Here is a 21722-nt window from a genome sequence, read left to right as displayed (position 1 = left end):
TGGGTTACGGGGTACGGCCGCCGCCGGCCTGGCTAGTCGCCGGGTCGCTGTCCAGGTACCGCATTCGCCAGGCGGGGTGGGCCGGCACCGAGCGGTGCTGCCCATCGAGCCGAACGCGGACATACGCGCCGGGACAGCTGGTGATGACACCTGGCCGCCCGTCGAACTCGACACGGCCGCCGCGGCGGGCCGGCACGCCGTAGTAGCGGCGGACGTAGTCGGCGCTCACTGGTCGACCTCTCTGGCCTGGTCGGACATACTGCTCCCCGTTCTCGTGGCGAGTTGGCTCAGATGACGCGGAACAGGTCCGCGGCGGCGTCGGTGTCGGTCAGGTCGTCGATCGAGCGCAGGTTGTCGCACAGGGCGTCCAGAACGCTGCCCGGCGCGGTGGCGCGGCCGTGGTCGCCGATGGAGATGCCGAAGGTGCGGAAGTCCAGGGCCGCCTTGGCCTCGTTCCACTCGCGCATCCAGTCCTCGCGCACGCCGCAGTGGCCGTCGGTGATCAGCACGATGTCACCGCGAGCGCGGCCTTCGGCGTTGAACTCGGCGGCCAGCAGCTCGGCCGCGGCCGACAGCGGGGTCTCGAAATCGGTGCCGCCGTTGAAGAACGTCTCGGCGAACTCGACCACGGTGGCGATGTCGTAGCTGGCGCCGGCGTGGAACCGGAAGGTGCGCACCTGCTGCGCGCTGGAGAACAGGATGCCGACGAAGTCCCGCTTGGCGGTCCTGGCCTGGTCCAACAGCGCCAGCGCGCAGGCCTTGGCCCAGGCTTCCCGGTGGCCGGCCATCGAGCCGGAGGTGTCGACGCAGGCGATGATCGCGCCCTGGCCGGTGACCTGCGCGCCGCGGCTGTCGTAGAGCATCAGCCGGGCCTCGGCGTACTTGGCGGCGAACACCGGACGCAGCGCGGGCACGCCGAGCTGGGACAGCTCGGAGGGGATGACGCGGCCCAGGTCGTCGCCGAGGGTGATGCCGACCAGCTCGCCGGGCGCGTGCTCGACCCGCCGGGCGCGTTCGCCGCTGGCCATCTGCCGGAACCGGCCGATCAGCTCGGCGAACTGCCCGAGCCGGCCCGAGCGCAGTCGGGCGGCAAGCCGGGAGCGGGTGTCGAAGTCCATGCGCTCCAGCTGGCCCGGCCCGATGCCCCAGGCGCGCATCAGGGCGGCTTCCTCGCGGGCGCCTTCGGTGGCCTCGCCGATCGCGGCGCGGGCGGCCGCGCGGATGCCCGGTGTGGCGGCGGCCAGGGCCTGCTCGGCGGCTTGGCCGGCGGCAGCCGCGGCGGCGTCGGCGGCCTGCGCCTGCTCGATCGCCTCGGCGACGGCGGCGGCCTGCTCGGCGGGCACCTGGCCCTTGTCGTCGGCGTGTTCGCCGGCGGCGTCCAGGGCATCGGCCACCGCCTGGGCGGCCTCGGCCGCGGCCTGCTGGGCAGCGGCCTGCTCGCGGGCCTTGTCGTGGGCGTCGCGGGCGCACTCCAGCATCGTCCGCAGCCCCTCGCCCTGCGACAGCACGGCCATCGCGGCGGCGTAGGCGTCGCCGGCGGTTTCCCGGCGCAGCTCGGTGAACTCCGGGCTGGCCATCATCGTGGCGATGACCTGGTGGTTCACCGCGCGCGAGGGGTCCATGTCGGCGGCCTCGCGCACCTGCGGGGCGGCCTTGTAGGCGCCCAGGAACACGTCGGACAGCAGGTCCTGCGTGTAGTCGTAGCGGTCGTTGAGGTCCTCGGCCAAGGTGCGCAGCGCGCCGGCCTGGTCGTAGGTGTCGCGCCACGCCATCTGGTCGAACCGGTCGGACACGATCGCGTTGGTGTGCTTGGGCGCGGTCGGTGTCTCGGCCAGACCCAGCCAGCGCCCGGCCCGCTGGGTCACCTCCCGCAGCTTGCTCAGTGCCTTGCCCACCGACGTCCCCTTCCCCTGCGCGGTTCCTGGCTGGTCACATCTGGTCGGACAGGGCGCTGGCGTCCACGCCCAGCGCCTCGGACAGCACGCGGGCCAGCACGGCGCGCTGGCGGCCGATCACCCGGTCCAAGGTGGCCGTGGAGCGGCCGGCCTCGGTCGCGTCGGCGCGCATCTTGGCCAGCCGCTTGCCGGCCTTCTTCAGCTTCGGGTTGGCTTCCTTGATCGCCCACTCGGACAGGCTCTCGGCGGACTGGCCGGCCTTGGCGTCCAGGGCGGTCTCCAGCTCGGCGATCGCGTCGGCCAGGTCCAGTGCCTCGCCGGCGTCCGGGTTGACCAGCTCCAGCACGGCCCGCTCGACCGTGGGCCGTTCGGCCGGGGAGTCCCACAGCACGTGCGTGAGGATCGACAGGTCGGTGTCGGACACCGCCGCCCGGCCGTCCAGGTACGCCGAGGCCTGCAACAGGCGCACGGCCTGGCGCCAGCGGCGGTCCGAGGCGATCAGCTCCTTGCGGCGCAGCCCGGCGCGCAGCGTGCAGATCGCGTCCACGATGCCGTCCGGCACGTCGATCGCGGGCACCTCGACGGTCACGGCGTGCTCCAGGGCGGCCAGGTCGACGGTGGTGCGCGCCGTGGCGGCCGGGGCGACGACGGCCGAGCGAACCAGCTCGGCGAAGTTGGACGGGTCGGCCAGATAGCCCACCTCGATCCGCACCAGCAACCGGTCGTAGATCGCGGCGGTGTCCTCGCCGGTGGGCAGCTCGTTGGAGGCGGTGATCGCGGCGATCAGCGGGCACGCGATCGGGGATCCGCCGTTTTCCGGGTGGTACAGCCGCTCGTTGAGCAGCGCCAACGTCTCGTTGAGCGCGGCGGTGGAGCACTTGAAGATTTCGTCCATGAACGCGATGTGGCACTGGGTGGCGCGGCCCTCGTAGACCTGCCGGTACTGGCCCTGCGACAGGGCGGCCACGTCGATCGGGCCGAACATGCGCTTCGGGTCGGTGAACTTGCTGAGCAGGATTTCCCAGTACCGCGCGCCGGTGATTCGGCTGGTCAGCTCGCGGGCCAGCTCGCTCTTGGCGGTGCCGGGCGGGCCCAGCAGCAGGCTGTGCTGGCCGGCCAGCACGGTCGTGATCAGGGTGCGCGCCACGTCGTCGCGCTCGTAGAAGCGCTCCCCCAGCTCCTTGGCGATCGCCTGCAGCGTCGCCGCCGTGCCGGTCGCGGTCGTCGTTGCGGTGGTGTCCGTGGTGGTGGCGGTGTCTGTACTCGCCATCCCGTCCTCCTCGTGACCAGCCATTTTAAGTGGGTACCCACTTTTAGGAACGTACGATAGCACGTGCGGTCGACAAGTGGGTACCCACTTTGTCAGAATGGCGGGCATGGCGAGCCAGCATGATCAGCCGCAGCGCTCGTGGCGCCCGGACCCCGACGAGTACGAGACCGCGCAATCCCTGCTCAGCGACCGGGGCCAGAGCATCACCGCGTACCTGCGCGCGTGCCTGCGCTGGCTCGAACACGAGCCGGACGCCGCGCTGGCCGCCCTTGCCCCGTATTGGCCCGAGCCTCGGCCCACCGGGCGGCCGCGCAGCCCGAAACCTGCCACGACCAGCACGGACAGCAGCGCCCGGGACTAGCCATGACAGCACGTCGGCCCGCACCCGAGCCTCGGGTGCGGGCCGACGCGTGCTGACCTGCACGTGTGTTCTCAGTTGTTCGGCACGCGCACAATCCCTGTAGGCGTCTCCACCCAGGCGGTGCCGTCACCGGCGTCCACATACCCGTCGTCGCTCATCCGCTTGGCGAAGATCGACGCCTCGGCGGCGATCTGAAATTGCTGGTCGGCAGCGTCCCGGTCCTGGTTCACGGTGGCTCTCCTTTGCTGGTAACAGAAATCTGGTTTCGACAGGCTGTCGACCGTGGCGGTCACCGGCGCAGGACGCCGGTGGCGGCGCGGTGCACGGGTTTTTCCTGGTCGGAGGGCTTGTCACATGAGCTGGGCCGTGGTCAGCAGGGCGAGGACGGCGGCGAGCACGACGCCGATCGCCAGCGGCACCAGGCCCCGCAGCAGTAAGTCGGTGGCCTGGGCGATGTGCCGGTAGCGGGTGTGCACGAGCGGACCCAGTCGACTGATCTTGCTGACGTAGTAGTGGGTCAGCGTCATCTGCCGCAGTTCGTCGACGTGGTTGTCCCGGGCGAACGAGCCCGGCGAGGGATCGGTCAGGTCAGGCCGGATGATCTTCTGGCACAGCACCACGAACGCGGTGCCCCAGTAGGTCGCGGCCACGCCGAGGGCGAGCACCAGCGGCAGCGCCCACCAGCCCAGATGCGAGCCGATCACGCCGACCGCGCCGGCGCCGGCGACCGCGAGGGTGGACAGCGTCCCGGCGACACCGGCGACCAGGGCCGCTTTGGTGTCGACCCTCGCCTCCTGGCGGGCGACCTCGGCGTCCTCGGCGGCCAGGACGGCGTGACGGTGGCTCGGGAGGCTGTCCTCGAGGTGCGCCAGGTGCTTGTCCCATGCGGCGTCGTCGAGGTCGTCGGCGTGCGCGCCGGCGAAGGTCTCGCCGCCCCGGTGCGGGCCGTAGGTCGCGATGACCGCGCCCCGGTCGAGGACACGCGCGGCGCCGCCGCCGTCCTCCTCGACGGTGTAGCGGTTCGAGTCGTATCCGCACTGGTCGCAGGTGGTTGCAGTGGTCACGGTCAGGCTCCCGTCAGGTCGTGGTTCGGGGTGTGGTCGACGGCGCGGGTCGGGCAGCTCGCGGTCTGCGCACCCAAAACGGCCGTTTTCACATCTGGCTGCGGTGATTCCTGGTCGGCGAGGCGGAACGGGCGCGGTCATCGCTGCTCACTGGTCGCCTGGTCAGGGGCGGCGGTGTCGAGCACGGTCCAGTTCGCCACGTGCTCGTCCGGGTGCCAGGTGTGGTCGACGCCGCAGATCGGGTCTTCCTCGATGACCAGCCACGGCTGCGCGTCGTCGTCTTCGGCTTCCGGTCGGCGCCAGGCGATCGCGGCGCCGTCCGGGCTTCGACGGACCTGGTTGTACGGGACGCCCATCACGCCACCCGCCTGCCGCATCCCTTGCACAGCACCATGCCCTGGTGCTCGTCGAGGTCGTGGGAGCTGCACAGCGGGCATCCCGCGGTCCGGTAGCGCTCGGCCAGATCCAGCGAGTTCACGGCGTCGAGGACCGCGTCGCGCATCCCGACGCGCACGTCCTCGTCCACGTCCAACGCGTCGATCGTCGCCATCTGCTCGGCGACCCATTCGTTGCGGGACTGGTCAGTCATGGTCGGAAACTCCTCGGGTCGTCGAGTACGGCGCTGATGCCGGCGGGAGCGGGCGCAGCTGGGCGGACGCGGGCAGGTAGAGCGGATGGCGGGGGCAGCCGTCGCGGGTCAGCGCGCCGAGGTGGTGCAGGGTGATCCCGCGGGCGGCCAGCAGCGCCCGGACATGCTGGTCGCGGCCGTGCCGGGTGCCGTGGACGCCCCAGGCCGCGACGGTGACCGCGGCCGGGGCCGGCGTGGTCAGCCAGTGGTCGTTGTCCGGGCCGATCGGGTCGGAGTGATCGGCCAGCGCGGCGGGGTCGGTGGCGCGCAGCGCGAACAGGTTGCGCACGACGATGCCGCCGAGCTGCCAGGCTTTCGCGTAGCCGACGCAGCGGCGGATGGTCGGGTCGTCGGCGGTCGCGTCCGCCCGGCTGGGGTTGAGCATGATCCAGCAGGCCAGGCGGGTCGGGTCGCCCCACACGCGGCGCAGCTCGTAGCGGTAGGTGCCGCACGGGCTCAGCACGGCGGTGCCGGCGGTGAACAGGTCCAACGCGGCCGTGTCGGCGGCGGCCGCCGCGATCGGGTCGGCGGGCATCACGCGCCGCCGGTGGTGGTGTGGGCGCGGCGTTCTTCCTGCTCACCGCACCCGGCGCAGGTGCGGAACTCCATCTGCTGCACGTGCGCGGGGATGCGCCCCTCGCAGCGGCACAGCGCCCAGTCCGGCCAGGCGTGGCCCAGCGTCGCGCACGCCTCGGAGGCGGCGCAGTCGTAGCACTGCGTGCCCTGCTGGGTGACCCACCAGCCGGCGGCGGTGATGGTGCGGGCCGCGTCGTCGAGGCCGGAGAAGTGGACGGTGACGCCCTCCTCCTCGTCGCCGTAGGCGCGCTGGCAGGTGCGGCAGGCGACCACGATGCAGGTCTCGACGGTGAACCCGGCGGGCAACGCCGGCTCGCCGCTGGTCGTTGCGTCGTCGCTCATCCGGTGACCCCCTGAGCAGCGGTTTCGCGGAGCGCGGCGGGGCCGTGCTCGCGGTAGCGCTGGGCGGGGACGGGGTTGATCGCCGCGGCCGGGCGGACCGGGTCCAGGTCGCGGTCGTACAGGCGCCAGTCGTGGTGCAGCGCCTTCGCGGCGTACATGGCGGCGTCGGCGGCGGCCAGGCCCTCGGACAGCACCTCGGCCCAGAACTCGCCGGAACGGCCGCGTGCGGCGCTGCTGGAGGCCGGTGCGAGGTCTTGCGCGCGTGCGCGCCTATGCGCTCGGGCGCGTGAGCGCCCGCGCGAAACGTCCGGGCCAGGCTCGCCGGCGATGTCGAAGGCGGGCAGGTCGCGCAGCCAGGCCACGCCGATGGACACGCCCACCGCCAGGTCGCCGACGCCGGGCACGCTGACCGGGGCGGTGAGCACGGCGACCAGCAGCTCCAGCTGGCCGTGCACGGCGGGGAACTCCAGCTCGGCGATCACGGCGAACTCGTCGCCGCCGAGCCGGGCGAGCAGGGCGGTCTGGCCGAGCTCGGCGGCCAGGCGGTCGGCGACGGCGTGCAGCACCTGGTCGCCGGCCGCGTGGCCGAAGGTGTCGTTGATCGGCTTGAACCGGTCGAGGTCGATCAGGGCGATGGCGTTGCCGGCCGCCAGGGCGGCCGGGGCCAGCGTCTCGAACGCCTCGCGGCGCCACAGGCCGGTCAGCCCGTCGTGTTCGGCGTGCTCCAGTTGGGCGGCGCGGGCGCGCAGCCGGCGGGCGCAGATCGCCCACCCGGCCAGGCCGACGGCGCTGGCGATGCTCGTGAGCAGGAGAAACACGGTGGTGGTGCTCATTTCGAGGCGCTCCCTTCGGCGGCGAGCTCGAACAGCGGGTTCATCTGCGCTTCCAGCTGCGCGGTGCGCGTGCGTTGCCGGGTCTGGGCGTGGTGGTCGGCGTCGTAGTGCAGGTGGCAGCCGTTGCAGAAGGCGCGCAGGTTGTCCGGGTCGCAGTGCTCCGGGACGTGGTCGAGGTGCGCGGTGGTGAGCACGACGCGGCTGCCGGTGCCGTGGGCGGGCTGCTTGTGGTGGTTGCGGCAGCGGCCGTCGACATCGAGGTGGTCGCCGGGCCGGCCGCACTCGCCGCGGCACTCGCAGCGCCACTCGGCGCGCTCCTTGATCGCCAGGCTGATCTGCGGCCAGTCGGGCGGGTAGCGGTGGAGGTTCTCGGGACGGATGGGCACGGCGGTTCACCGCCCGCCGTTCCCGGTGCCGCGCGGCTCGATCAGGTCGAAGTCGGGCTGGCCGTCGTCCTGGTGCTCTGAGCAGCGGGTACTGCCGGGCAGGGCGTCCGCCGCGCACAGCCCGCTGCCGTCGGTGAACTCGTGGCGGCACCAGGTGCCGGCATCGGCCGGCGGCTGGCGATCGAGGGTGAGCGAGGACATGACAGGCAACCTTCCCGTTGGACAATTTATTAACTTTGAACTACTAAAAATACTTTCTGATTTTTATAAATCAGAATCTCTCGGCCCGTCGGGTCGCGGGACCGCCGGAGTCGACTACGGCTTCCACGCAGGAGCCAGCAGGGGCGGCAGCCTGGGTGATCTCCCCCTGGCCAACGGGGGGGCAGCATGGCGGCAGGCCGGCTGCCGGGCCTCGGCGCGGACGCGGGTGCTGGCCCGGGTGGCGGCTCAATTGCGGCCTGACTGGCGAACGGCAGCCTGCTGCCGCTGGGCCTGACTCAGGGCGACCTGGTGCAGCCTGTGAGTCGCGGCCCGACCGTGGATGCCGGTTTCGGTCGGGTCGTCGACGAGGTCGTTCAAGGCGCCGCGGACCTCGCGCGTCACGAGGGCGGCCTGGATGCGGTCACGAAGTCCCATGGGGTGTTCCTTCCTTCGTCAGGTGGTTGTTGCGTGGGGTGGTCAGGCAACAGCCGGCTCGCCGAAATCGCCGGTCGCCTCCATGCACGGCCAGCACTTCCAGGTGCTGGTCGGCAGGTACGTGGTGGACTTGGCGCCGCAGCGACGGCAGGTGCGGTGCGCGCGGCCCATCGCCGTGATCGAGTCGGCCCAGCGGGCGGACATGCGTCGGGACGGGATCGCCAGGTCCAGCCGGAACAGCGGGGCGACCTGCTCCCCGCAGCCGCTCCGGTGAAACACCAGCAGCCCGAACGGGTCCTGCCCGCGGCGACGGCGCAGCCGCTGCGCCCACAGCTGCTTCTTGGTGACCAGCCCGGCCGGGGCGGTGCGGAACTTCCACACCGGCAGGCCGTCGCGCCAGCCGTAGCACCAGGTCCAGGTGCCGTCCCAGAGCTGGACGTCATGCAGCTTCGTGCGCGGCATGACTGCTCACCTCGAGGACAGCGCCAGCGGCCTCGGCCAGGTCCGCCCACAGCTCGAACCGGGCGGCGGTGTCGCGCAGCAGTCGCGCGCACGTCGCCCAGACGCGGCCGGCGATGCGGTCGCCGGCGGCCAGGTCCGCGATCCGCTGCGCCTGGTCGGCGATGCCGGAGGCCAGCGAACTCGCGGTCTGCCACTGCAGGCCGGTCAGGCCGGCGGTGCGCGCGTCGCGCACCAGCTCGACCAGCCGGGCCGTGTCGGCCTCGGCGACCGCGAGGTGGGCGCGCTGCTGGTCGGTGAGAACAAGCGGGTGAGACACTGGGGGTTCCTTCCCGATGGGTTGGGTTGGAAGCCAGGCGAGGCGTGGGAGTTGCTTCTCAGGGCGTCGTCCACGCCCCGCCTGGAACTTCTGTTCGCGCTGCTCAGCGCAGGACGAGGGCCTTGGCCTCGTCGAGGTCGATGCGCCGGGCGGCGAGGTCCCCCGTGTCGGGATGCACCGCGATCTGCCACGCCTGGCCCGCGCCGTCCAGGTTGATGTAGCGGCGGGTGTCGACGTGCTTGTACTGCTGGATCACGTTGCCGCTGTACTCGACCGAGCCCATGTGCATCAGGTCTTCCAGCAGCTCCGGCACCTGCTGCTCCGCAGGCGCCCAACGCTGATCGGCCACGAGTTCCTCCAGGTTCGCTGTGGATCGTTGTCCCGACGCCTTGCACCCGGTTGCCGCCGTGAGCAGGGCGTTTCGTGTCACCACCGCCAATTATGCAGTAGCTAGTGAATAAAACAAGGTGTGCCGGGCGAGATTGCTCCGGACCGGTGACACTGGCAGGTGGTCGCCCATGTCCGCGGTGAGCGAACGCGCGAGACGGATCCACCCGACCATCGCGAGTACGCGCACTGGTCGCCCATGCTCGCTACGCGGGTCTCGCGTGTATCGCGAGCAGGCACGATGCGCGGATTGGCGCGTAAGCGCCTATTTGTGTTATGCGCGTACGCGCGCAACGCGCCTGTACGCACGACGCTCGTAGTCGCCCATCGCGCCCTTCTCGCCGGAGCGCTCACGCTCGATGCACGCCTATCCGAATGCGCTCGCCGGGCGCGGTCTCGCCCATGGCGCGCTGCGCGCGCTGGGCGCTCGTGACGCGCAACGCGGACAGCGCGTCATGTGCGCCAGCGCGCCCTGGGCAAGCTTGCGAGCAGCGCGAACGCGTCGCGTTAGCGCCCGGCGCGCGCTGCGCTGGCTGACGCGCGGCGCGCGCTAGGCGTAGTGCCCGGGCGCTTAGCGTGACGCGCCCGAATCGCGTAGGTGTCATGCGTGCCTTGGCGACCGGTCGTGCGGGAGGATGCCGCGCATGGACGGTCTCCGCGCGCGGATAGATGCGCTGCTCAACCGGTACGGCTACCTGATCATCACGGTGGCCTCGTTCAAGGGCGGCGTCGGGAAGACGACGTTGGCGATCGAGTTGGCGCACCAGCTCGACGCGGTCCTGTGTGACCTGGACTGGAACGAGGGCAACGCCTCGAAGGCGCTGGGATACCGGCACGACCAGCGGGTTCGGGCTCCGTTGCTGGACGCGATCGAGAAGGGGCGGCCGCCGGTGCTGGTGCCGGGCACGGCCCGCCGGCGCCCGGATCTCCTGCCGTGCCACCCGGACTTCCAGCCAAACGAGCCGAGCCGCGATCACATGGCGGACCTGCTCACGGCCTGGGCGAAGCACTGGGGCCGGGTCGTGGTGGTGGACACCCACCCCGGCGACGGCGAGTCCGCGTTCGGCGCGGTGATGGCCGCGCACCTGACGCTCACGCCGGCCTTGCTGGAGACCAAACCGCTGGACGCGCTGGAGCAGATGCTCAACGACCTGGCCTCGTTCCCGCTGCTCGTGGTGCCCAACGCCGTGCCGTCGGTCGCGCCGGGCTTCGAGGTCCGGAGGCTGGCGCAGATGACCGAGAAGGTCGGGGCGCCGGTGTCCTCGCCGGTGTCGGCCCACCGGTGGCTGCGGACCCGCAAGAAGTACATGCCGGTGTCGGCCGCCCCAGCCATCCCCAAGGCGCACGAGCCGTACGTGTCCGAGATCCACACCATCGCTCTGGAGGCGGTGACCCATGTCGAGCGCGCTGCCGCAGCCTGAAACCACCTCTGAGCAGCAGGGATCCGCTCAACCACAGCCCGGCGGCGGGCTCAGTGCGCTCACGGCCCGCACCACGGAGGGCCGCCGGAAGCACCGTCAGCCGCCGACACCGCGCCACCCGGCAACAACGCCTCCTGCCGAATCGGGCGCGGCGACCAGCGCAAACTCGGCCGACGCCGAGCAGGAGACCGGGCAGGACAGCGCGGGCCAGGCGGCGGCCGCCGGCGAGGCTGCCACGGCGCTGCCGGCCACGCCGAGCGCGCCCGCCGCCAGTGACAAGCCCGTGAGCAGCTCGGACGGGACCGTCTCGGCGGCCGCCGAGCCGCAACGCGAGCCGGATGCAGCCGCACCGCGGGACAAGCCGGTGCGCGCCAGTCAGCGGCGACCGAGCGGCGCTGCCGGCCGCAAAACCGAACGCGCGCCGGCGGCGGCCGCGAAGGCGCCCATGGCCGAGCCGGCCGACGACGTGGTGGCGCGCCGGGCGGCACGGCTGGCGCGCCGCGCCCGGCGGCAGGTCGCCGCGCAGGCGCTGCTGCCGGTGTCGGCGGCGGCCGGCCGACTGGCCCGGCTGCTCGCCGAAATCGACAGCCGAGGCTCGATGGCCGTCGCCGAGATCGAACGCGCGCAGGAGGCCGGCGTGACCGCCGAGGAGCTCGCCGCGGCGGTCGAGGCCGCTGCCGAACGGCACGGGCTCACGCCGGAGCTGGCCGCCGATCTCGCCTCGCTGCTCGGTGTGGACCAGGCCGCCGGCGCGGTCGCCAAGCCGCGGCCGCGGCGCTGACCGTCGAACGTCTGCGAAAACGGGCGTTTTGGCGGCCGGTGAGAGGCTCAGCAACTGGAAAGTGTCACGCTCCGTGTTAGGCTCCGAGCCTCGCTCCACGCGCGCAGCGCGCGGTGCGCGTTGGGGCCCCCTTTCGCGGCCGGCGTGCCGGCTTTCCAGTTTCCACTTTCCAGTACGGACAGTGACCGGCCTGGTGAGTCACCATCCGCTGGTGTCCGGGTCGTGGTTGCAGCGCACGGTGGGCGTCCCATCCGGCACGTGCAGCCAGCCGAGTTCGTCGCACATCCCGCACGCCGCGACGGCCGCGCGGCGGGCGGCGATCTCGGCCTGACGAACGTGCTCGGCCTCGGCCTGGTGGCGGCCCCGAAGGGCCGGGCTGGTCCGCTCGATCTCGCGGATGATCTTGAGTTTGCTCGGCGACAGCGCCGGCGTCGCGCGCTGGAACCGGGCGCGGATCCAGGCCCGGGCGGACCGGATGAACCGGGGGAGGTGGGTGTTCTCCGGGAAGCCGTGCAGCAGGTCGGCCAGGTCGTCCCAGGTCCAGTCCCACCGATCGAGCAGGTGGCTGCCCCGGATCTGCGCGGCGAGCCACCGCACCGACACGTCGTCGCAGACCACTGGATGCAGTCGGGACCGGAGAAGCCACTCAGCGGCCCGCACAGCTTCCGACTGACGCGCTTTGGGGTGATCCCCTTCGGCGGGCGCTGTTCCGGGCTCAGCGGCCAAATCAGGGCTAGTTTCCCTGCTTATTGAGTCTTCAGTGCTAACTGAAGACAACTCCTCCATGTCTGAGCCGGGCGAAGCCCGTCCTTTATCCACAGGTTGTACGGAACTGGACTTCAAGTGATCAGCCCAACACACCTGCGGGGGGTGGCCATTTTGGTGTTTGTGCAGGTCAGCGCCCAGGTCGGCACCGCGCAGGTAGCCGACGACCGGCCCGCAGTCGGGGCAGATCGGGCTGGGGTCGAGGTAGGCCAGGTCCAGCGGGTCGTGCACGGCGTGCCCGCCGCCGGCGTGGACGACGGTCACCGCGCTGTAGAGCAGCACGTTGGCCGGGTGCACCTGCTCGGCCTGGTGCTCGGCCAGCAGCTGCTCGCCGGGGCTGCGCAGCACCGTGTGCGCGCGGCTGATCGCGGCCTCCTCGGCCTGCTCGGCCTCGCTGACGGGCACCCGCAGCTCGTACACCGGCGCCAGCTGCACCAGGCCGGGCTCCAGGTCGTCCACGGCGGCCAGCGCGGCCGCCTCCTCGGGGGAGAGGGCCGCCTCGGCGGCCGCGGCCGCCTGGTCGCCGAGCAGGCCGGCGCGCACGGCGTCCAGCTCGGCCTCGGCGCGGGCCATCGCGGCCTGCTCGGCGGCGATCGCCGCCGCCATCCGGCGGTCCCGGTCGGCGCGTTCCTCGGCGGTCTCGCCGTCCGGGGCGACCATCTGCGGCAGCTGGCAGCCGGGCAGCACCTCGAACAGCAGGCCCTCGCGCTGCAGCCAGGCCACGCACCGCCGCACCGTGCGCGTCGAACAGCCCACCGCGGCCGCGATCTCCTCCTGCGCGACCCAGGTCAGCGGCCGCCGTCCCCTGTCTGAGCAGCAGCGGAGCACGTTGGCAATGCGCCACCAGCGCCGGCGCTTCGCGTTGTACTTGAACTCGTCGCCGGTCTGCTCGCGGATCCGGGCCTCGACGGCCTCGATCCACACGGCCGGCGAGTCGGTCGGTCGGGTATGCGCTGGTGGGACGCGTTCCAGCACCCAGCGCACTAGGTCGCAGCGGGCCGGGACGGTGATGTACCGCAGGACCGACCAGCGGATGCCGGACTCGACCAGGAACCGGTCGATCGGGTGCAGCTGGTCGTACTCGTCCGCGGCCACCAGCAGCTGCTCGAAGGCCGGGTCGAACACCAGCAGCGGCTCCATCGGCCCGTCGTCGCCGGCGAGGGCGGTCTGGACCGCGTCGGCGCCGCCGGCCAGGTGCCAGCACTGGTCGCACACGACCAGATCGGCGCAGTCGAACAGCGCGTCGCCATCGACCAGCGGGGCGCGGCGTCGCCCGTACGGGCGACAACACGCCACACATTCAAGCCGCTGAGCAGCGAAAACAGCAGTCGGGGCCGGTTCGGTGGTGGTCATGCGACCACCACCGCGCGCTGGGCGGCCGTGGGCTGGCCAGGGGCGCCGTCCCGAGGTGATCGGCCGATATCCCTTACGCGGCAAGGGAAATCAGAGTCGGCGAGGGTTCGCTCCGCGACAAAGCGTGCCTCACCGACGGTCCGGCACGGGACGCGCACTATCGCTCGGAGGCGCGCGGACTGCCTCCGAGCAGCGGAAACGTTCTGATGACATGACTCACGACACGCAGCACAAAGCAGTGCCTGGTGTGTGTCGTGAGCCTGCGTTATCGTAGGCACACGAAATCCCTTGGCGAGGGGATGAACGACCCACCTAGCAAGTGGGCCTCTGGTCGCTACCGGTTGGCAGCCGGACAGCGATCAGCGAGGGACAAACGGCGACCTGGCAGGGTCGCCCAAAACTTCGAGGAAGCGGTCTTACCTGGCAGGGTGAGGCCGCTTCGTTGTTTTACGAGATCATCAGCACTCCCAAGTCGTCTTGTTGGCCACCGCCCTGGCCTGCGCGAAGGGCGCGAAGGCCGAGTTCGATCAGTTGGTCCGCCATCAAGGCGCAGGAGAGCCCCCGCGCAGCCCCCTCGGCGTCGACCTGCTCAAGCAGATACGTGGCGATAGCCACGTCTCGCGCCGGGGTGCCGTGACGGCGGTGCTTTCGACCTGATCTTGCGGCCATGGCAGCCGATTTTGCCGGGAAAACTGCGGGGGTGGTGACGACACGCCGTGATCCACTGAAGTTTTTCGACCGGCGGCAGTCGCCCGGCGAGTTGTCAGTTACTCGCCGGACAGGCAGCGTCCGCGCTGATAGGGAGGAAGTCATCATCGGCCGCCGAGGCCTCGTTCCCACTCGTTGACAAGGAGGGAGAACAGCTCACTGTCTCGCCAGGCGCCGTTGGTGTGCACGTGATCGCGAAGCCGGCCTTCGTGGGTGAAGCCGAGCTTGCGCACGACGGCGATGGAGGCGGCGTTGTCTGGGCCGACGGCCGCAGACACGCGGTGCAGGCGCGACCGATCGAACGCGAACCGGAGCATGGTGCGGCAGGCATCCGTGGCGTAGCCGCGGCCCTGAACGTCGGCGCGGATGGCGTAGCCGAGTTTGCCTGCCTGCACGCCGGCCAGGCCGAGTCGACAGAAGCCGATGAACCCGTGCCGAGCAGCACAAACGGCAAGGTAGTACTCGGTGCGGGGTTGGTGCGCCTGGCGCTCGAGCACGCCGGCCACCATCTCGGTGGCCTGCGCGTGGGTGCGGGTGTCGAAGGACAGCCACTTCGTGACTGCGGGGTCGCCGACGATGGCGAACACGTCGTCCACGTCGGTCTTGGCGAGATCCCGCAGGGTCACCAGTTCGCCAGTGAGACTGATCAATGGCCCACCGCTCGCATCGGCACGCGGCTGAACGCCTCGATTCGTTCGCTGAGCTCGCGGCCCGCTTCGCCGGTATCGCTGCTGCTCACGGCTTCGTACACGGGTTGGATGCACTTGATGATGCCGTTGGTCCGCTGGACCGGCGGGAGATCGAAGACGGGGACCAGGAGTGCGTTCGCGCCCTCGACCTCGCCTTGCTGAATGTAGGCGGTGGCGAGTGCGGCGGACGCGCCGGCCGAGTCTCCGAAAGCCCAGTAGTCGCTGGTCGGGTCGCGGTATGCCTCGACCGCCTCGTTGCCGTACCGGGCCGCAGCGTCAGTCAGGCCGACTGTCGCCGATGCCTCGGCGGTGTAGTAGAGCGCACGGGCCCGGGAGAAGGTCAGCAATCCGCCGAAGGCGTCGAGATCGTCCCCTGTGGCGTGTTCCTCAGCGGCGTTGGCGCTGCTCAGAGCACTTTCGACACCGCCGGGGTTACGCAGCTTGGCCCAGGCGCGGGCTTGGCTGACCGCGGCCCACACCGTGACCGTGGACGCGGTGCCGCTGGCAAGGTGTGCGGCGCGCTGCGCGTGCCGGATTGACTCCTGCGGACGGCCAGCCCAGTAGGTGACCAGCGACAACAGGCCGGAGATCCATGCCTGAAGGCCACGGTGCCCAGCCAGTTCGCCAGCCATCGCAGCCGAGCGGGCCAGCTCGACAGCACGCGACGGATCACCGGAGTCGTGAGCAGCCCTCGCGATCATGCCGGTCGTGATCCCGGCAAGAAAGTGCAGCTCACGGGCGGACTGGGTGTGCACCGTGCCTTGTTCGAGCTGTTCGTAGACCGCCTGCTGGGCGGCAACGAGCGGGGAGATCACCTCGGCGAGCGGCTGCTGCGGGTACGCCTGGGCGAGGTACCGCACGTCGTCCGCCAGGGCGGACGTGTCGATCCTGGTCTGGTAAGCGAGCTTGTACTGATATGCGCGCTGGGCGGCCAAGGCGAATGCCTCCTCGGTATCCGTGCTGATTGCCGAAGATGCGGTCTGACCAGGCGGGTTACTCGGCAGCCACTGCCCGGTGTACGGGACGAGCAGTTCGGTGATCGGCCTCCCGAAGGCACGCTCGATGGCGGCGGTGAGCTGGGCTCCCGCGTGTCGTTGGCCACGAGCGATGCCGGCGAGATGCCGTCCGGTCACCGGGCACCCAGCTTCGTCGACCAGCTTCGCTGCCGCGTCCCTGGTCAGGTGCCACTTAGTGATCAGTTCATCGAGGACTGTCCGAGGCTCCGACATGGTCACTTCCTTCCGCATCGCCCCTTGATCGTGTGTCACCGACACCGCTGCGCCTACACCATGTCCGCGATTGTCCAGCCCATGTCCCGCAGATGTCCGGGGTCAACCTGTGGCCATGTCCGGCGCCCTCGATCGATGCTCTCAACATCGTTCTTTGACAACTCCAGAGTGACATCTTCGCTGCTCGCAGGGGTCACAAAGCCGAGAGCTTGAGCTGGCAACGAGTCGGACGGGTGTAGCAGGAGCCGCATCCGCTCGCGACTGTCGCAAAAGGACTCGTTGCCGATGGTGGAACGTACGCGCGCCGCTCAACCTCCTGTTGACGGTGCCCTTTATTCAGATGAGACTGCATATACTGCGGAGCCTGCCACCTGAAGCTCCGCGTGTCGAGAGGAGACGAGATGAAGATCGTGCTCTTGCGGGCGGACTGCGGTAACGCCCGGACGTGCCCCAACATCAACCTCAGCGACCGGGGCACCTACGTGGTGCAGGGCTACATCGTGGCCCCTGAGCAGCGGGTTTGCTCGGATGAGGCGGTGGTGGAGATCCCATTGTCGCTGCTGCCCGAGCTGTCCGGGGCGGCGCTGCAGGACGGCCTGGTCCTCACCGACCACGGCACGCTTCACGTCCGCGGCAAGCAGATCACCGACGTCGAGGTCCTGGCCGAACTGGACCTCCCCGCCGGGGAGAACGCCGTGGAGATCCCGAAGGCGCTGCTGCCGGAGCTGGTGACGGCCGATGCTTAACGAGCAGGAGCTGGGCGAATTCATCGACGCCCACTTCACCAGCACGTTGTTCCGGCTGGAGACGCTCGACCGGTACGACGTGAGCAGCGAGATCAACGACTACCGCCGCTACATGGCCGGCCAGCCCGGCCCGCTCGACAAGCAGGCGTGGATGGACGTGATCCGGGGCGAAGTCGCGCGGGGCCTGCACACCTATCGGGTGCACGTGGTCCGCTCGCCACTGAGCGACTACCTGCGCTACGAGTGCGAGTGGAACTACGTGTTCAACCTCGAGGCGGGCGAACACATTCGCATCATCGACACCGCTGAGCAGCGCAAACCCGACCAGGTGCCAGCTGAGGACTTCTGGCTGATCGGGGACGAGCACCTGGTGCTGATGCACTACGAGCCGGACGGCACGTTCCGGGGCGCGAGCATCGGCGAGCCCGAGTTGATCCCCAGGTACGTCGCGGCCCGCGACGCGGCCTGGTCGGCGGGCATCGACTTCACCGACTACTGGCGCCGGCACCCGCAGTACCACCGGGACCGGTCGGCCGCCTGAGAAAGGCGTCATGAAAGAACCCACCAACAAGCTCTCGGCGACCCTGCGGCAGCTGCGCAAGGCGGCTGGTCTGTCCGGCGTCGAGGCCGCGCGTCTGGCGGGGCTGAGCCAGTCCAAGGTCTCCCGTACGGAGACCGGGGCGTTCATGCCCACGCCGCAGCAGGTCGAGGCACTGTGCAAGGCCGTCAAGGCTCCGGCCGCCGTGCGGCGTGAGCTGGTGCAGATGGCTCGCGAGCTGCGGGAAGAGCGGATCTCGGCTCGCCTTGTGCTGCAACGCGGCGGCTGGTGGCTGCAGGAGCGCATCGGCCGGATCGAGGAGATCGCCGGCCGGATCCGCTGTCTCGCGCCTACGGGGATGCCCGGCCTGCTCCAGACCCGGCAGTACACGCGGGCGTTGTTCGGCGAATCACTGCCTCCCGACGAACTGGATCGCACGGTCGAGGCCCGGATCGCTCGGCAGCGCCTGCTCGACACCGACCGCGAGTTCGTCTTCGTGATCACCGAGGGCGCGATGCGGTGGAACATGGGAGGCGCCGAGGTGATGGTGGAGCAGCTGGAGAGGCTGATCGAGGAGTCCCACCGGGAGAATGTGCTGCTCGGAGTGGTTCCGTGGACCACGCCAGTCACCGTTCCGGTGCTACACGCCTTCGACCTCTACGACTCGCGGGCGGTCATGTTCGGCACGCAGACCGCGACCGCGCTGCTCACCGACTCGGAAGAGGTCGAGGACTTCGAAAGCCACTGGCTGGAGCTGGAGCCGTTCGTCACCTTCGGCGACGAGGCTCGCCCAGTCCTGGAGCGCATCGCTGCTGACTACCGCAGCATCACCTGACCGGACCAACTCCGTGGGGAGCGCAAGCCTCCACCCTTGTTTTATTCACTAGCTACTGCATAATTGAACCTGGCAGACAACAAACCTCCTGCTCACGGCGGCAACCGGGTGCAGGAGGAGGCCACGAGAGATCCACAGCGAAGAAAAGTGGCCCCGCCCGCCGGCAAGCGGGACGAGGCCCAAGCAGCAGAAGTACCGATCCACAGCGAATGGAGGGCTCTGCGATGTCCAGCCTACCTGGGACGTCCATCTGTGGCGGGGGTGAACAGCCCGTTGTCCACCGCCTGGTCCTGCGCGTCAGCAGCAGGACCGCCGTCGACCTGACCGAGTTCGAGGTGCCGTCGCTGGCGGAGCAGCGCGCGCACCGCCGCCGGCTGCGCAGCCTGGCCCCGGACAAGCGCTCGGCCCTGCGAGGTGCGGCGTGAAGTTCTACACCAACGCCACCGCCGTCGCCGATGGCGACGACGACACCCCGCGGCCGATGCCGCAACTGGACTGGCGCCACCGCGCCGCCTGCCGCGACGAGGATCCCGAGCTGTTCTTCCCGGTGGGCAACAGTGGTCCCGCGCTGCTGCAGATCGCCGAGGCCAAGACGGTCTGCCGTCGCTGCCCGGTGGTCTCCGGGTGCCTGAACTGGGCGCTGGAGGCCGGGCAGGACACCGGTGTGTGGGGCGGGATGAGCGAGGACGAGCGCCGCGCGCTCAAGCGCCGCAACGCCCGCACCCGCGCCCGCGCCCGGTCGGAGGTGTCGGAATGACGAACATCGAGCACACCGAGCCGGCCCACGCGGCCGTGGACGAGGAGCTGGCGGCCAGCGCGGCCGTCGGCGTCGACGAGTACGGCGTCGACGAGGCAACGATCGGCGCTCCGCTGGTGTTCGCGCTGCTCGCGGGCCTGGGAACGGTCCTGGCGGTGCTGACCCCGGTGACCGTGGTGCGCGTCGTGAGCCTGCTGATCGTCGCGGTCGCCGGCGTGATCGCGTTCCGACTGCTGACCCGCCGGGGAGGTGCGTCGCGATGACGAGCACGATCAAGGGCATCGTCCGCACCGGCAAGACCAGCGAGCGGCAGTTGTTCGCCGCCTACCTGACCACCGCCACCGCCGAGACCGAGACCGGTCGTCGGGTGCGGGGGCTGCTCTCCGAGCTGGACGAGATCGCCCAGGACCGCCAAATGGCCGGTCGTTTCGTCGATTCCGGCACGTGGCTGACCGACCTCGTACGCGAGGAGCGGGACGTATGGGATCACATCGTCGAGGCTCTGAGCAGCGGGAACGGCAAGAAGGAGGAGAAGTGACTGCAGTAGACGAGCGGCCTCTCAACGGGCACACCGTGGAGTTCGGGGTGCCGATGCAGCCGCTCGGCGTCGAGCCGACGCTGGCCGCGCCCGCGGTGCACCAGGAGTCGGAGCGGGTGACGCAGCTCCGGCAGCAGGTGGCCGACCGCGCGGCCGAGCGTGACCTGCTCCAGCAGCTGGCCGAGATCGAGGCCGACGAGGTGTTCGACGCGGTGCTCTCGAAGGCCGAGCGCGACGCCGACCGCCGGGTCGCCGAGGACATCCGGGCCGTGCAGCGCAAGGAGCGCCGCACGGCCGGCAAGGCCGAGGTCCGGCGGTCGCGCCGGAACCGGCGCTGGTCCTGGTGGGACGAGCGGGCCGAGCGGGCGCGGGACCGGATCCTGGACCCGGCGCGGGCCATCGGCGCGGACTACCGCAAGCTCACCGCCTCCTCGGCGGCCGCGTTTCTGCTGATCGCGGGCGGTGTGGCGTACATGGCGGCCAACGTGCACGACGGCCTGGTCGGCACGGACGGCACGTGGACGGCGTACCTGGTCGAGCCGCTGGCCTCGGTGCTGCTGGCGATCTCGATGATCGCGCAGTTCACCGGCCGCAAGCGCGGGATCGAGGTGCCGCGCAAGTTCTACTGGTTCGACGGGGCGCTGGCCAGCGCGTCGGTGCTGCTCAACGTGGTGCCCTCCGGCATCCGGTTCGGCTGGCACTCCACCGACCTTGTCGCCCACGTGCTGGTGCCGGCCCTGGTGGTCGCCGCGGTGATCGCCTGGCACCTGGCGTCGAGCCTGTACGGCACGGCGATCGCGCTGTCCAAGGACGACCCGGTGACCCGCGAGCGGCTGCTGCTGCTGCGCCAGGCGGTCGCGGACAAGCAGCTGCCGCCGGACGCCTCGGCGAACCAGGTGATCAAGTACCTGCGCGCGACGCTGCCCAACGGCATCGCCCACATGGAGGGCCGGCGACTGGCCAAGCAGTTCCTGGGCTTCTAGCCCACCCCTGACGTCGGTGGCCGGGCGGCCCCGAACTCACCAACCCGCCCGGCCGCCGGCTCCCGAGACGGGCCTCACCTGGCGGCAACCAGGCGAGATCCCGGGCAAGAAACCGATCCACAGCGACCTGAGATGGAGGTGTGCGCGCATGAGCTGGCTGGTGTGCCTGTTCGCGTTCGGAATGTTGTACCTGCTCAAGAAGAAGTGGAAGAAGTGGCGCAAGTGGTGGGTCGTGGCGATCTTCGCCGCGATCGGCGCCTGCTCGTTCGCCAACACGAACCTCGGCGCCTGGGTGGCCGGCCTGCTGCGCGGCCTGCTGGGCATCCCGGCCGGCTGGATCGGCGTCAGCGCGGCCCTACTCGCGGCGCTGGCCGTGCTGATCTGCATCCCGTTGGTGGTCTACGGGTTCTGGCATGACCGCAAGGCGGACAAGCCGGAGCTGATCGGGCTGATCATGCTGCCGCTGCTGGTCATCATCGCCTCCGGCCCGGTCGCCGCCAACGGCGCGGGGCTTGTCGACGCCGTGACCCATTTCGGCACCAGTGGCCTGAGCTACCTGGTCGCGGGCGGTCACTGATGGCTGGCCGCGGCGGAAGCCGCGCCGAGCGAGTCGCCGCCTGGCGCAACCGCTACTGGCAGCGCGTGAAGCAGATCAAGACCGACGTCGACCAGCTCGGCCCGGCCGTCGACCTGCTCCGGCTCGCACTCTCCAAATGCGCCACTCCTGAGCAGCGCAAAGCGATCGTCGCCACCGCGGTGGCCGACCTGGTCGCCCCCGCCGAGGAGCTGCTCACCCACTACGAGACGCGAGGACGAAAGTCATGAGCACTCCGAACGTGGACCCGGCGCCCAGCGCCGGCACCACGGCTACCCCGCCGGCGGACACGCCGGTCATCGGCACCGAGACCGCCCCGGTGTCGCTGAACGAGTACGCCCAGGCATGGGCGACCGGGATGCGGCAGCACTGGACCCCGCCGGACTTGTGGGAGAACGGCCGGCCCGCCCTCAAGCAGAGCTGGATGTGGGCGATGTACGGCCAGCACCTGCCCGACGACGAGCAGGTGCGGCTGGGCTCCCGCGCCGGCACGGGCGTGCTGATCCCGTTCCGGGCCCTGTTCCTCTATCTCGACTGGATCTTCGAGCGGTGGTCGCGCGTGATCGCCGCCGCCGTGCTGGTCCTGGCCGTCATCCAAGCCGTCCACCCGATCTTCTGATCAGAAAGG

General features: G+C 70.7%; 33 protein-coding genes. 14 read left to right on the top strand and 19 right to left on the bottom strand.

Annotated elements, in window-relative coordinates; all coding sequences use genetic code 11:
* Positions 1-4: 4 nt before the first annotated feature.
* Genes BCF44_RS52700 through BCF44_RS52690 form a run of 3 tightly spaced genes read right to left on the bottom strand, consistent with a single transcriptional unit; the run spans position 5 to position 3165 of the window.
* Positions 5-229, bottom strand: a complete 225-nt coding sequence (locus tag BCF44_RS52700; protein ID WP_116182159.1) for a hypothetical protein — start codon at positions 227-229, stop codon at positions 5-7.
* Between the two features lie 58 nt (positions 230-287).
* Positions 288-1895 (bottom strand): VWA domain-containing protein, encoded by a 1608-nt coding sequence (locus tag BCF44_RS58895; RefSeq protein ID WP_116182158.1) that lies wholly within the window; start codon positions 1893-1895, stop codon positions 288-290.
* A 34-nt stretch (positions 1896-1929) separates the two neighbouring features.
* Complete coding sequence (locus BCF44_RS52690; RefSeq protein ID WP_116182157.1) at positions 1930-3165, bottom strand: AAA family ATPase; 1236 nt, start codon at positions 3163-3165, stop codon at positions 1930-1932.
* Between the two features lie 106 nt (positions 3166-3271).
* On the opposite strand from BCF44_RS52690, the gene BCF44_RS52685 reads away from it, so the two are divergent.
* A complete protein-coding gene (locus tag BCF44_RS52685) occupies positions 3272-3526 on the top strand; it encodes a hypothetical protein (RefSeq protein ID WP_147329040.1) in 255 nt (84 codons plus the stop codon).
* Positions 3527-3597: 71 nt separating this feature from the next.
* Here BCF44_RS52685 and BCF44_RS55095 read toward each other — a convergent pair whose 3' ends face one another.
* The 13 genes from BCF44_RS55095 to BCF44_RS52625 form a co-directional block, all read right to left on the bottom strand.
* Positions 3598-3819, bottom strand: coding sequence for a hypothetical protein (locus tag BCF44_RS55095; protein WP_147329039.1), 222 nt, complete (start codon positions 3817-3819; stop codon positions 3598-3600).
* 57 nt (positions 3820-3876) lie between these two features.
* Positions 3877-4590 (bottom strand): Pycsar system effector family protein, encoded by a 714-nt coding sequence (locus tag BCF44_RS52680; RefSeq protein ID WP_116182155.1) that lies wholly within the window; start codon positions 4588-4590, stop codon positions 3877-3879.
* 137 nt (positions 4591-4727) lie between these two features.
* Entirely contained in the window at positions 4728-4967 is a 240-nt protein-coding gene (locus tag BCF44_RS52675) for a hypothetical protein (RefSeq protein WP_116182154.1), read from the bottom strand.
* Positions 4946-5179, bottom strand: coding sequence for a hypothetical protein (locus tag BCF44_RS52670; RefSeq protein WP_116182153.1), 234 nt, complete (start codon positions 5177-5179; stop codon positions 4946-4948). The genes BCF44_RS52675 and BCF44_RS52670 overlap by 22 nt, the downstream gene beginning before the upstream one ends.
* Positions 5172-5753: a DUF1643 domain-containing protein gene (locus tag BCF44_RS52665; RefSeq protein ID WP_116182176.1), complete on the bottom strand. Its 582-nt coding sequence runs from the start codon at positions 5751-5753 to the stop codon at positions 5172-5174. The genes BCF44_RS52670 and BCF44_RS52665 overlap by 8 nt, the downstream gene beginning before the upstream one ends.
* Positions 5753-6136: a hypothetical protein gene (locus BCF44_RS52660; RefSeq protein ID WP_116182152.1), complete on the bottom strand. Its 384-nt coding sequence runs from the start codon at positions 6134-6136 to the stop codon at positions 5753-5755. Before BCF44_RS52660 ends, BCF44_RS52665 begins: the two co-directional genes overlap by 1 nt.
* The gene (locus BCF44_RS52655; protein ID WP_116182151.1) at positions 6133-6969 is read right to left on the bottom strand and encodes a GGDEF domain-containing protein; all 837 of its coding nucleotides are present in this window, start codon (positions 6967-6969) and stop codon (positions 6133-6135) included. Before BCF44_RS52655 ends, BCF44_RS52660 begins: the two co-directional genes overlap by 4 nt.
* Positions 6966-7355 (bottom strand): hypothetical protein, encoded by a 390-nt coding sequence (locus tag BCF44_RS52650; RefSeq protein ID WP_116182150.1) that lies wholly within the window; start codon positions 7353-7355, stop codon positions 6966-6968. The genes BCF44_RS52655 and BCF44_RS52650 overlap by 4 nt, the downstream gene beginning before the upstream one ends.
* A gap of 6 nt (positions 7356-7361) precedes the next feature.
* The gene (locus BCF44_RS52645; RefSeq protein ID WP_116182149.1) at positions 7362-7556 is read right to left on the bottom strand and encodes a hypothetical protein; all 195 of its coding nucleotides are present in this window, start codon (positions 7554-7556) and stop codon (positions 7362-7364) included.
* A gap of 246 nt (positions 7557-7802) precedes the next feature.
* Entirely contained in the window at positions 7803-7991 is a 189-nt protein-coding gene (locus tag BCF44_RS52640) for a hypothetical protein (RefSeq protein ID WP_116182148.1), read from the bottom strand.
* 42 nt (positions 7992-8033) lie between these two features.
* Positions 8034-8453, bottom strand: a complete 420-nt coding sequence (locus tag BCF44_RS52635) for an RRQRL motif-containing zinc-binding protein (protein ID WP_116182147.1) — start codon at positions 8451-8453, stop codon at positions 8034-8036.
* Positions 8431-8769, bottom strand: a complete 339-nt coding sequence (locus tag BCF44_RS52630) for a hypothetical protein (protein ID WP_116182146.1) — start codon at positions 8767-8769, stop codon at positions 8431-8433. The genes BCF44_RS52635 and BCF44_RS52630 overlap by 23 nt, the downstream gene beginning before the upstream one ends.
* A gap of 103 nt (positions 8770-8872) precedes the next feature.
* Positions 8873-9199, bottom strand: a complete 327-nt coding sequence (locus BCF44_RS52625) for a hypothetical protein (protein ID WP_147329038.1) — start codon at positions 9197-9199, stop codon at positions 8873-8875.
* Between the two features lie 601 nt (positions 9200-9800).
* Here BCF44_RS52625 and BCF44_RS52620 point away from each other — a divergent pair.
* Complete coding sequence (locus tag BCF44_RS52620) at positions 9801-10577, top strand: ParA family protein (RefSeq protein ID WP_170218241.1); 777 nt, start codon at positions 9801-9803, stop codon at positions 10575-10577.
* Positions 10552-11358 carry a hypothetical protein gene (locus BCF44_RS52615; protein ID WP_116182143.1) on the top strand — a complete coding sequence of 269 codons (807 nt, stop codon included), beginning with the start codon at positions 10552-10554 and terminating at the stop codon, positions 11356-11358. Before BCF44_RS52620 ends, BCF44_RS52615 begins: the two co-directional genes overlap by 26 nt.
* A gap of 198 nt (positions 11359-11556) precedes the next feature.
* Here BCF44_RS52615 and BCF44_RS52610 read toward each other — a convergent pair whose 3' ends face one another.
* From BCF44_RS52610 to BCF44_RS52600, 3 genes are all read right to left on the bottom strand, one after another.
* Entirely contained in the window at positions 11557-13476 is a 1920-nt protein-coding gene (locus BCF44_RS52610; protein WP_147329037.1) for a hypothetical protein, read from the bottom strand.
* Between the two features lie 812 nt (positions 13477-14288).
* Entirely contained in the window at positions 14289-14834 is a 546-nt protein-coding gene (locus BCF44_RS52605; RefSeq protein ID WP_116182141.1) for a GNAT family N-acetyltransferase, read from the bottom strand.
* Positions 14831-16120, bottom strand: coding sequence for an NsdA family TPR-like regulatory protein (locus BCF44_RS52600; RefSeq protein WP_116182140.1), 1290 nt, complete (start codon positions 16118-16120; stop codon positions 14831-14833). The genes BCF44_RS52605 and BCF44_RS52600 overlap by 4 nt, the downstream gene beginning before the upstream one ends.
* A 383-nt stretch (positions 16121-16503) precedes the next feature.
* On the opposite strand from BCF44_RS52600, the gene BCF44_RS52595 reads away from it, so the two are divergent.
* From BCF44_RS52595 to BCF44_RS52545, 11 genes are all read left to right on the top strand, one after another.
* Entirely contained in the window at positions 16504-16848 is a 345-nt protein-coding gene (locus tag BCF44_RS52595; protein WP_116182139.1) for a hypothetical protein, read from the top strand.
* Positions 16841-17389 (top strand): DUF6879 family protein, encoded by a 549-nt coding sequence (locus BCF44_RS52590; protein ID WP_116182138.1) that lies wholly within the window; start codon positions 16841-16843, stop codon positions 17387-17389. Before BCF44_RS52595 ends, BCF44_RS52590 begins: the two co-directional genes overlap by 8 nt.
* A gap of 10 nt (positions 17390-17399) precedes the next feature.
* Complete coding sequence (locus BCF44_RS52585) at positions 17400-18221, top strand: helix-turn-helix domain-containing protein (RefSeq protein WP_116182137.1); 822 nt, start codon at positions 17400-17402, stop codon at positions 18219-18221.
* Between the two features lie 224 nt (positions 18222-18445).
* Positions 18446-18646, top strand: coding sequence for a hypothetical protein (locus tag BCF44_RS52580; RefSeq protein WP_147329036.1), 201 nt, complete (start codon positions 18446-18448; stop codon positions 18644-18646).
* Positions 18647-18711: 65 nt separating this feature from the next.
* Positions 18712-18978 carry a WhiB family transcriptional regulator gene (locus tag BCF44_RS52575; RefSeq protein WP_116182175.1) on the top strand — a complete coding sequence of 89 codons (267 nt, stop codon included), beginning with the start codon at positions 18712-18714 and terminating at the stop codon, positions 18976-18978.
* Positions 18975-19241, top strand: a complete 267-nt coding sequence (locus BCF44_RS52570; protein WP_116182135.1) for a hypothetical protein — start codon at positions 18975-18977, stop codon at positions 19239-19241. The genes BCF44_RS52575 and BCF44_RS52570 overlap by 4 nt, the downstream gene beginning before the upstream one ends.
* Complete coding sequence (locus BCF44_RS52565; RefSeq protein WP_116182134.1) at positions 19238-19516, top strand: hypothetical protein; 279 nt, start codon at positions 19238-19240, stop codon at positions 19514-19516. Before BCF44_RS52570 ends, BCF44_RS52565 begins: the two co-directional genes overlap by 4 nt.
* On the top strand, positions 19513-20499 hold the full coding sequence (locus BCF44_RS52560; RefSeq protein WP_147329035.1) for an ATP synthase subunit B family protein: 987 nt from the start codon (positions 19513-19515) through the stop codon (positions 20497-20499). Before BCF44_RS52565 ends, BCF44_RS52560 begins: the two co-directional genes overlap by 4 nt.
* A 148-nt stretch (positions 20500-20647) precedes the next feature.
* Positions 20648-21076 (top strand): hypothetical protein, encoded by a 429-nt coding sequence (locus tag BCF44_RS52555; RefSeq protein WP_116182132.1) that lies wholly within the window; start codon positions 20648-20650, stop codon positions 21074-21076.
* Complete coding sequence (locus BCF44_RS52550; RefSeq protein ID WP_116182131.1) at positions 21076-21324, top strand: hypothetical protein; 249 nt, start codon at positions 21076-21078, stop codon at positions 21322-21324. The genes BCF44_RS52555 and BCF44_RS52550 overlap by 1 nt, the downstream gene beginning before the upstream one ends.
* Positions 21321-21713, top strand: a complete 393-nt coding sequence (locus tag BCF44_RS52545; protein WP_116182130.1) for a hypothetical protein — start codon at positions 21321-21323, stop codon at positions 21711-21713. Before BCF44_RS52550 ends, BCF44_RS52545 begins: the two co-directional genes overlap by 4 nt.
* Positions 21714-21722 lie beyond the last annotated feature (9 nt).

It is taken from the genome of Kutzneria buriramensis, from assembly GCF_003387475.1.
In the GTDB taxonomy this organism is placed as follows: Bacteria; Actinomycetota; Actinomycetes; order Mycobacteriales; family Pseudonocardiaceae; genus Kutzneria; species Kutzneria buriramensis.
Note: the sequence above shows the minus strand (reverse complement) of the source record. Positions and strands in the feature narration are given on the sequence as shown.

Coding starts and splice junctions, on each gene's coding strand:
- BCF44_RS52590 (WP_116182138.1), top strand. CDS start 16,841: ATGCTTAACGAGCAGGAGCTGGGCGAATTCATCGACGCCCACTTCACC.
- BCF44_RS52645 (WP_116182149.1), bottom strand. CDS start 7,556: ATGTCCTCGCTCACCCTCGATCGCCAGCCGCCGGCCGATGCCGGCACC.
- BCF44_RS52670 (WP_116182153.1), bottom strand. CDS start 5,179: ATGACTGACCAGTCCCGCAACGAATGGGTCGCCGAGCAGATGGCGACG.
- BCF44_RS52685 (WP_147329040.1), top strand. CDS start 3,272: ATGGCGAGCCAGCATGATCAGCCGCAGCGCTCGTGGCGCCCGGACCCC.
- BCF44_RS52565 (WP_116182134.1), top strand. CDS start 19,238: ATGACGAGCACGATCAAGGGCATCGTCCGCACCGGCAAGACCAGCGAG.
- BCF44_RS52640 (WP_116182148.1), bottom strand. CDS start 7,991: ATGGGACTTCGTGACCGCATCCAGGCCGCCCTCGTGACGCGCGAGGTC.
- BCF44_RS52635 (WP_116182147.1), bottom strand. CDS start 8,453: ATGCCGCGCACGAAGCTGCATGACGTCCAGCTCTGGGACGGCACCTGG.
- BCF44_RS52615 (WP_116182143.1), top strand. CDS start 10,552: ATGTCGAGCGCGCTGCCGCAGCCTGAAACCACCTCTGAGCAGCAGGGA.
- BCF44_RS52555 (WP_116182132.1), top strand. CDS start 20,648: ATGAGCTGGCTGGTGTGCCTGTTCGCGTTCGGAATGTTGTACCTGCTC.
- BCF44_RS52595 (WP_116182139.1), top strand. CDS start 16,504: ATGAAGATCGTGCTCTTGCGGGCGGACTGCGGTAACGCCCGGACGTGC.
- BCF44_RS52600 (WP_116182140.1), bottom strand. CDS start 16,120: ATGCGGAAGGAAGTGACCATGTCGGAGCCTCGGACAGTCCTCGATGAA.
- BCF44_RS52675 (WP_116182154.1), bottom strand. CDS start 4,967: ATGCGGCAGGCGGGTGGCGTGATGGGCGTCCCGTACAACCAGGTCCGT.
- BCF44_RS52580 (WP_147329036.1), top strand. CDS start 18,446: ATGTCCAGCCTACCTGGGACGTCCATCTGTGGCGGGGGTGAACAGCCC.
- BCF44_RS52665 (WP_116182176.1), bottom strand. CDS start 5,753: ATGCCCGCCGACCCGATCGCGGCGGCCGCCGCCGACACGGCCGCGTTG.
- BCF44_RS52585 (WP_116182137.1), top strand. CDS start 17,400: ATGAAAGAACCCACCAACAAGCTCTCGGCGACCCTGCGGCAGCTGCGC.
- BCF44_RS52610 (WP_147329037.1), bottom strand. CDS start 13,476: ATGACCACCACCGAACCGGCCCCGACTGCTGTTTTCGCTGCTCAGCGG.
- BCF44_RS52655 (WP_116182151.1), bottom strand. CDS start 6,969: ATGAGCACCACCACCGTGTTTCTCCTGCTCACGAGCATCGCCAGCGCC.
- BCF44_RS52570 (WP_116182135.1), top strand. CDS start 18,975: ATGACGAACATCGAGCACACCGAGCCGGCCCACGCGGCCGTGGACGAG.
- BCF44_RS52550 (WP_116182131.1), top strand. CDS start 21,076: ATGGCTGGCCGCGGCGGAAGCCGCGCCGAGCGAGTCGCCGCCTGGCGC.
- BCF44_RS52690 (WP_116182157.1), bottom strand. CDS start 3,165: ATGGCGAGTACAGACACCGCCACCACCACGGACACCACCGCAACGACG.
- BCF44_RS52620 (WP_170218241.1), top strand. CDS start 9,801: ATGGACGGTCTCCGCGCGCGGATAGATGCGCTGCTCAACCGGTACGGC.
- BCF44_RS52660 (WP_116182152.1), bottom strand. CDS start 6,136: ATGAGCGACGACGCAACGACCAGCGGCGAGCCGGCGTTGCCCGCCGGG.
- BCF44_RS52545 (WP_116182130.1), top strand. CDS start 21,321: ATGAGCACTCCGAACGTGGACCCGGCGCCCAGCGCCGGCACCACGGCT.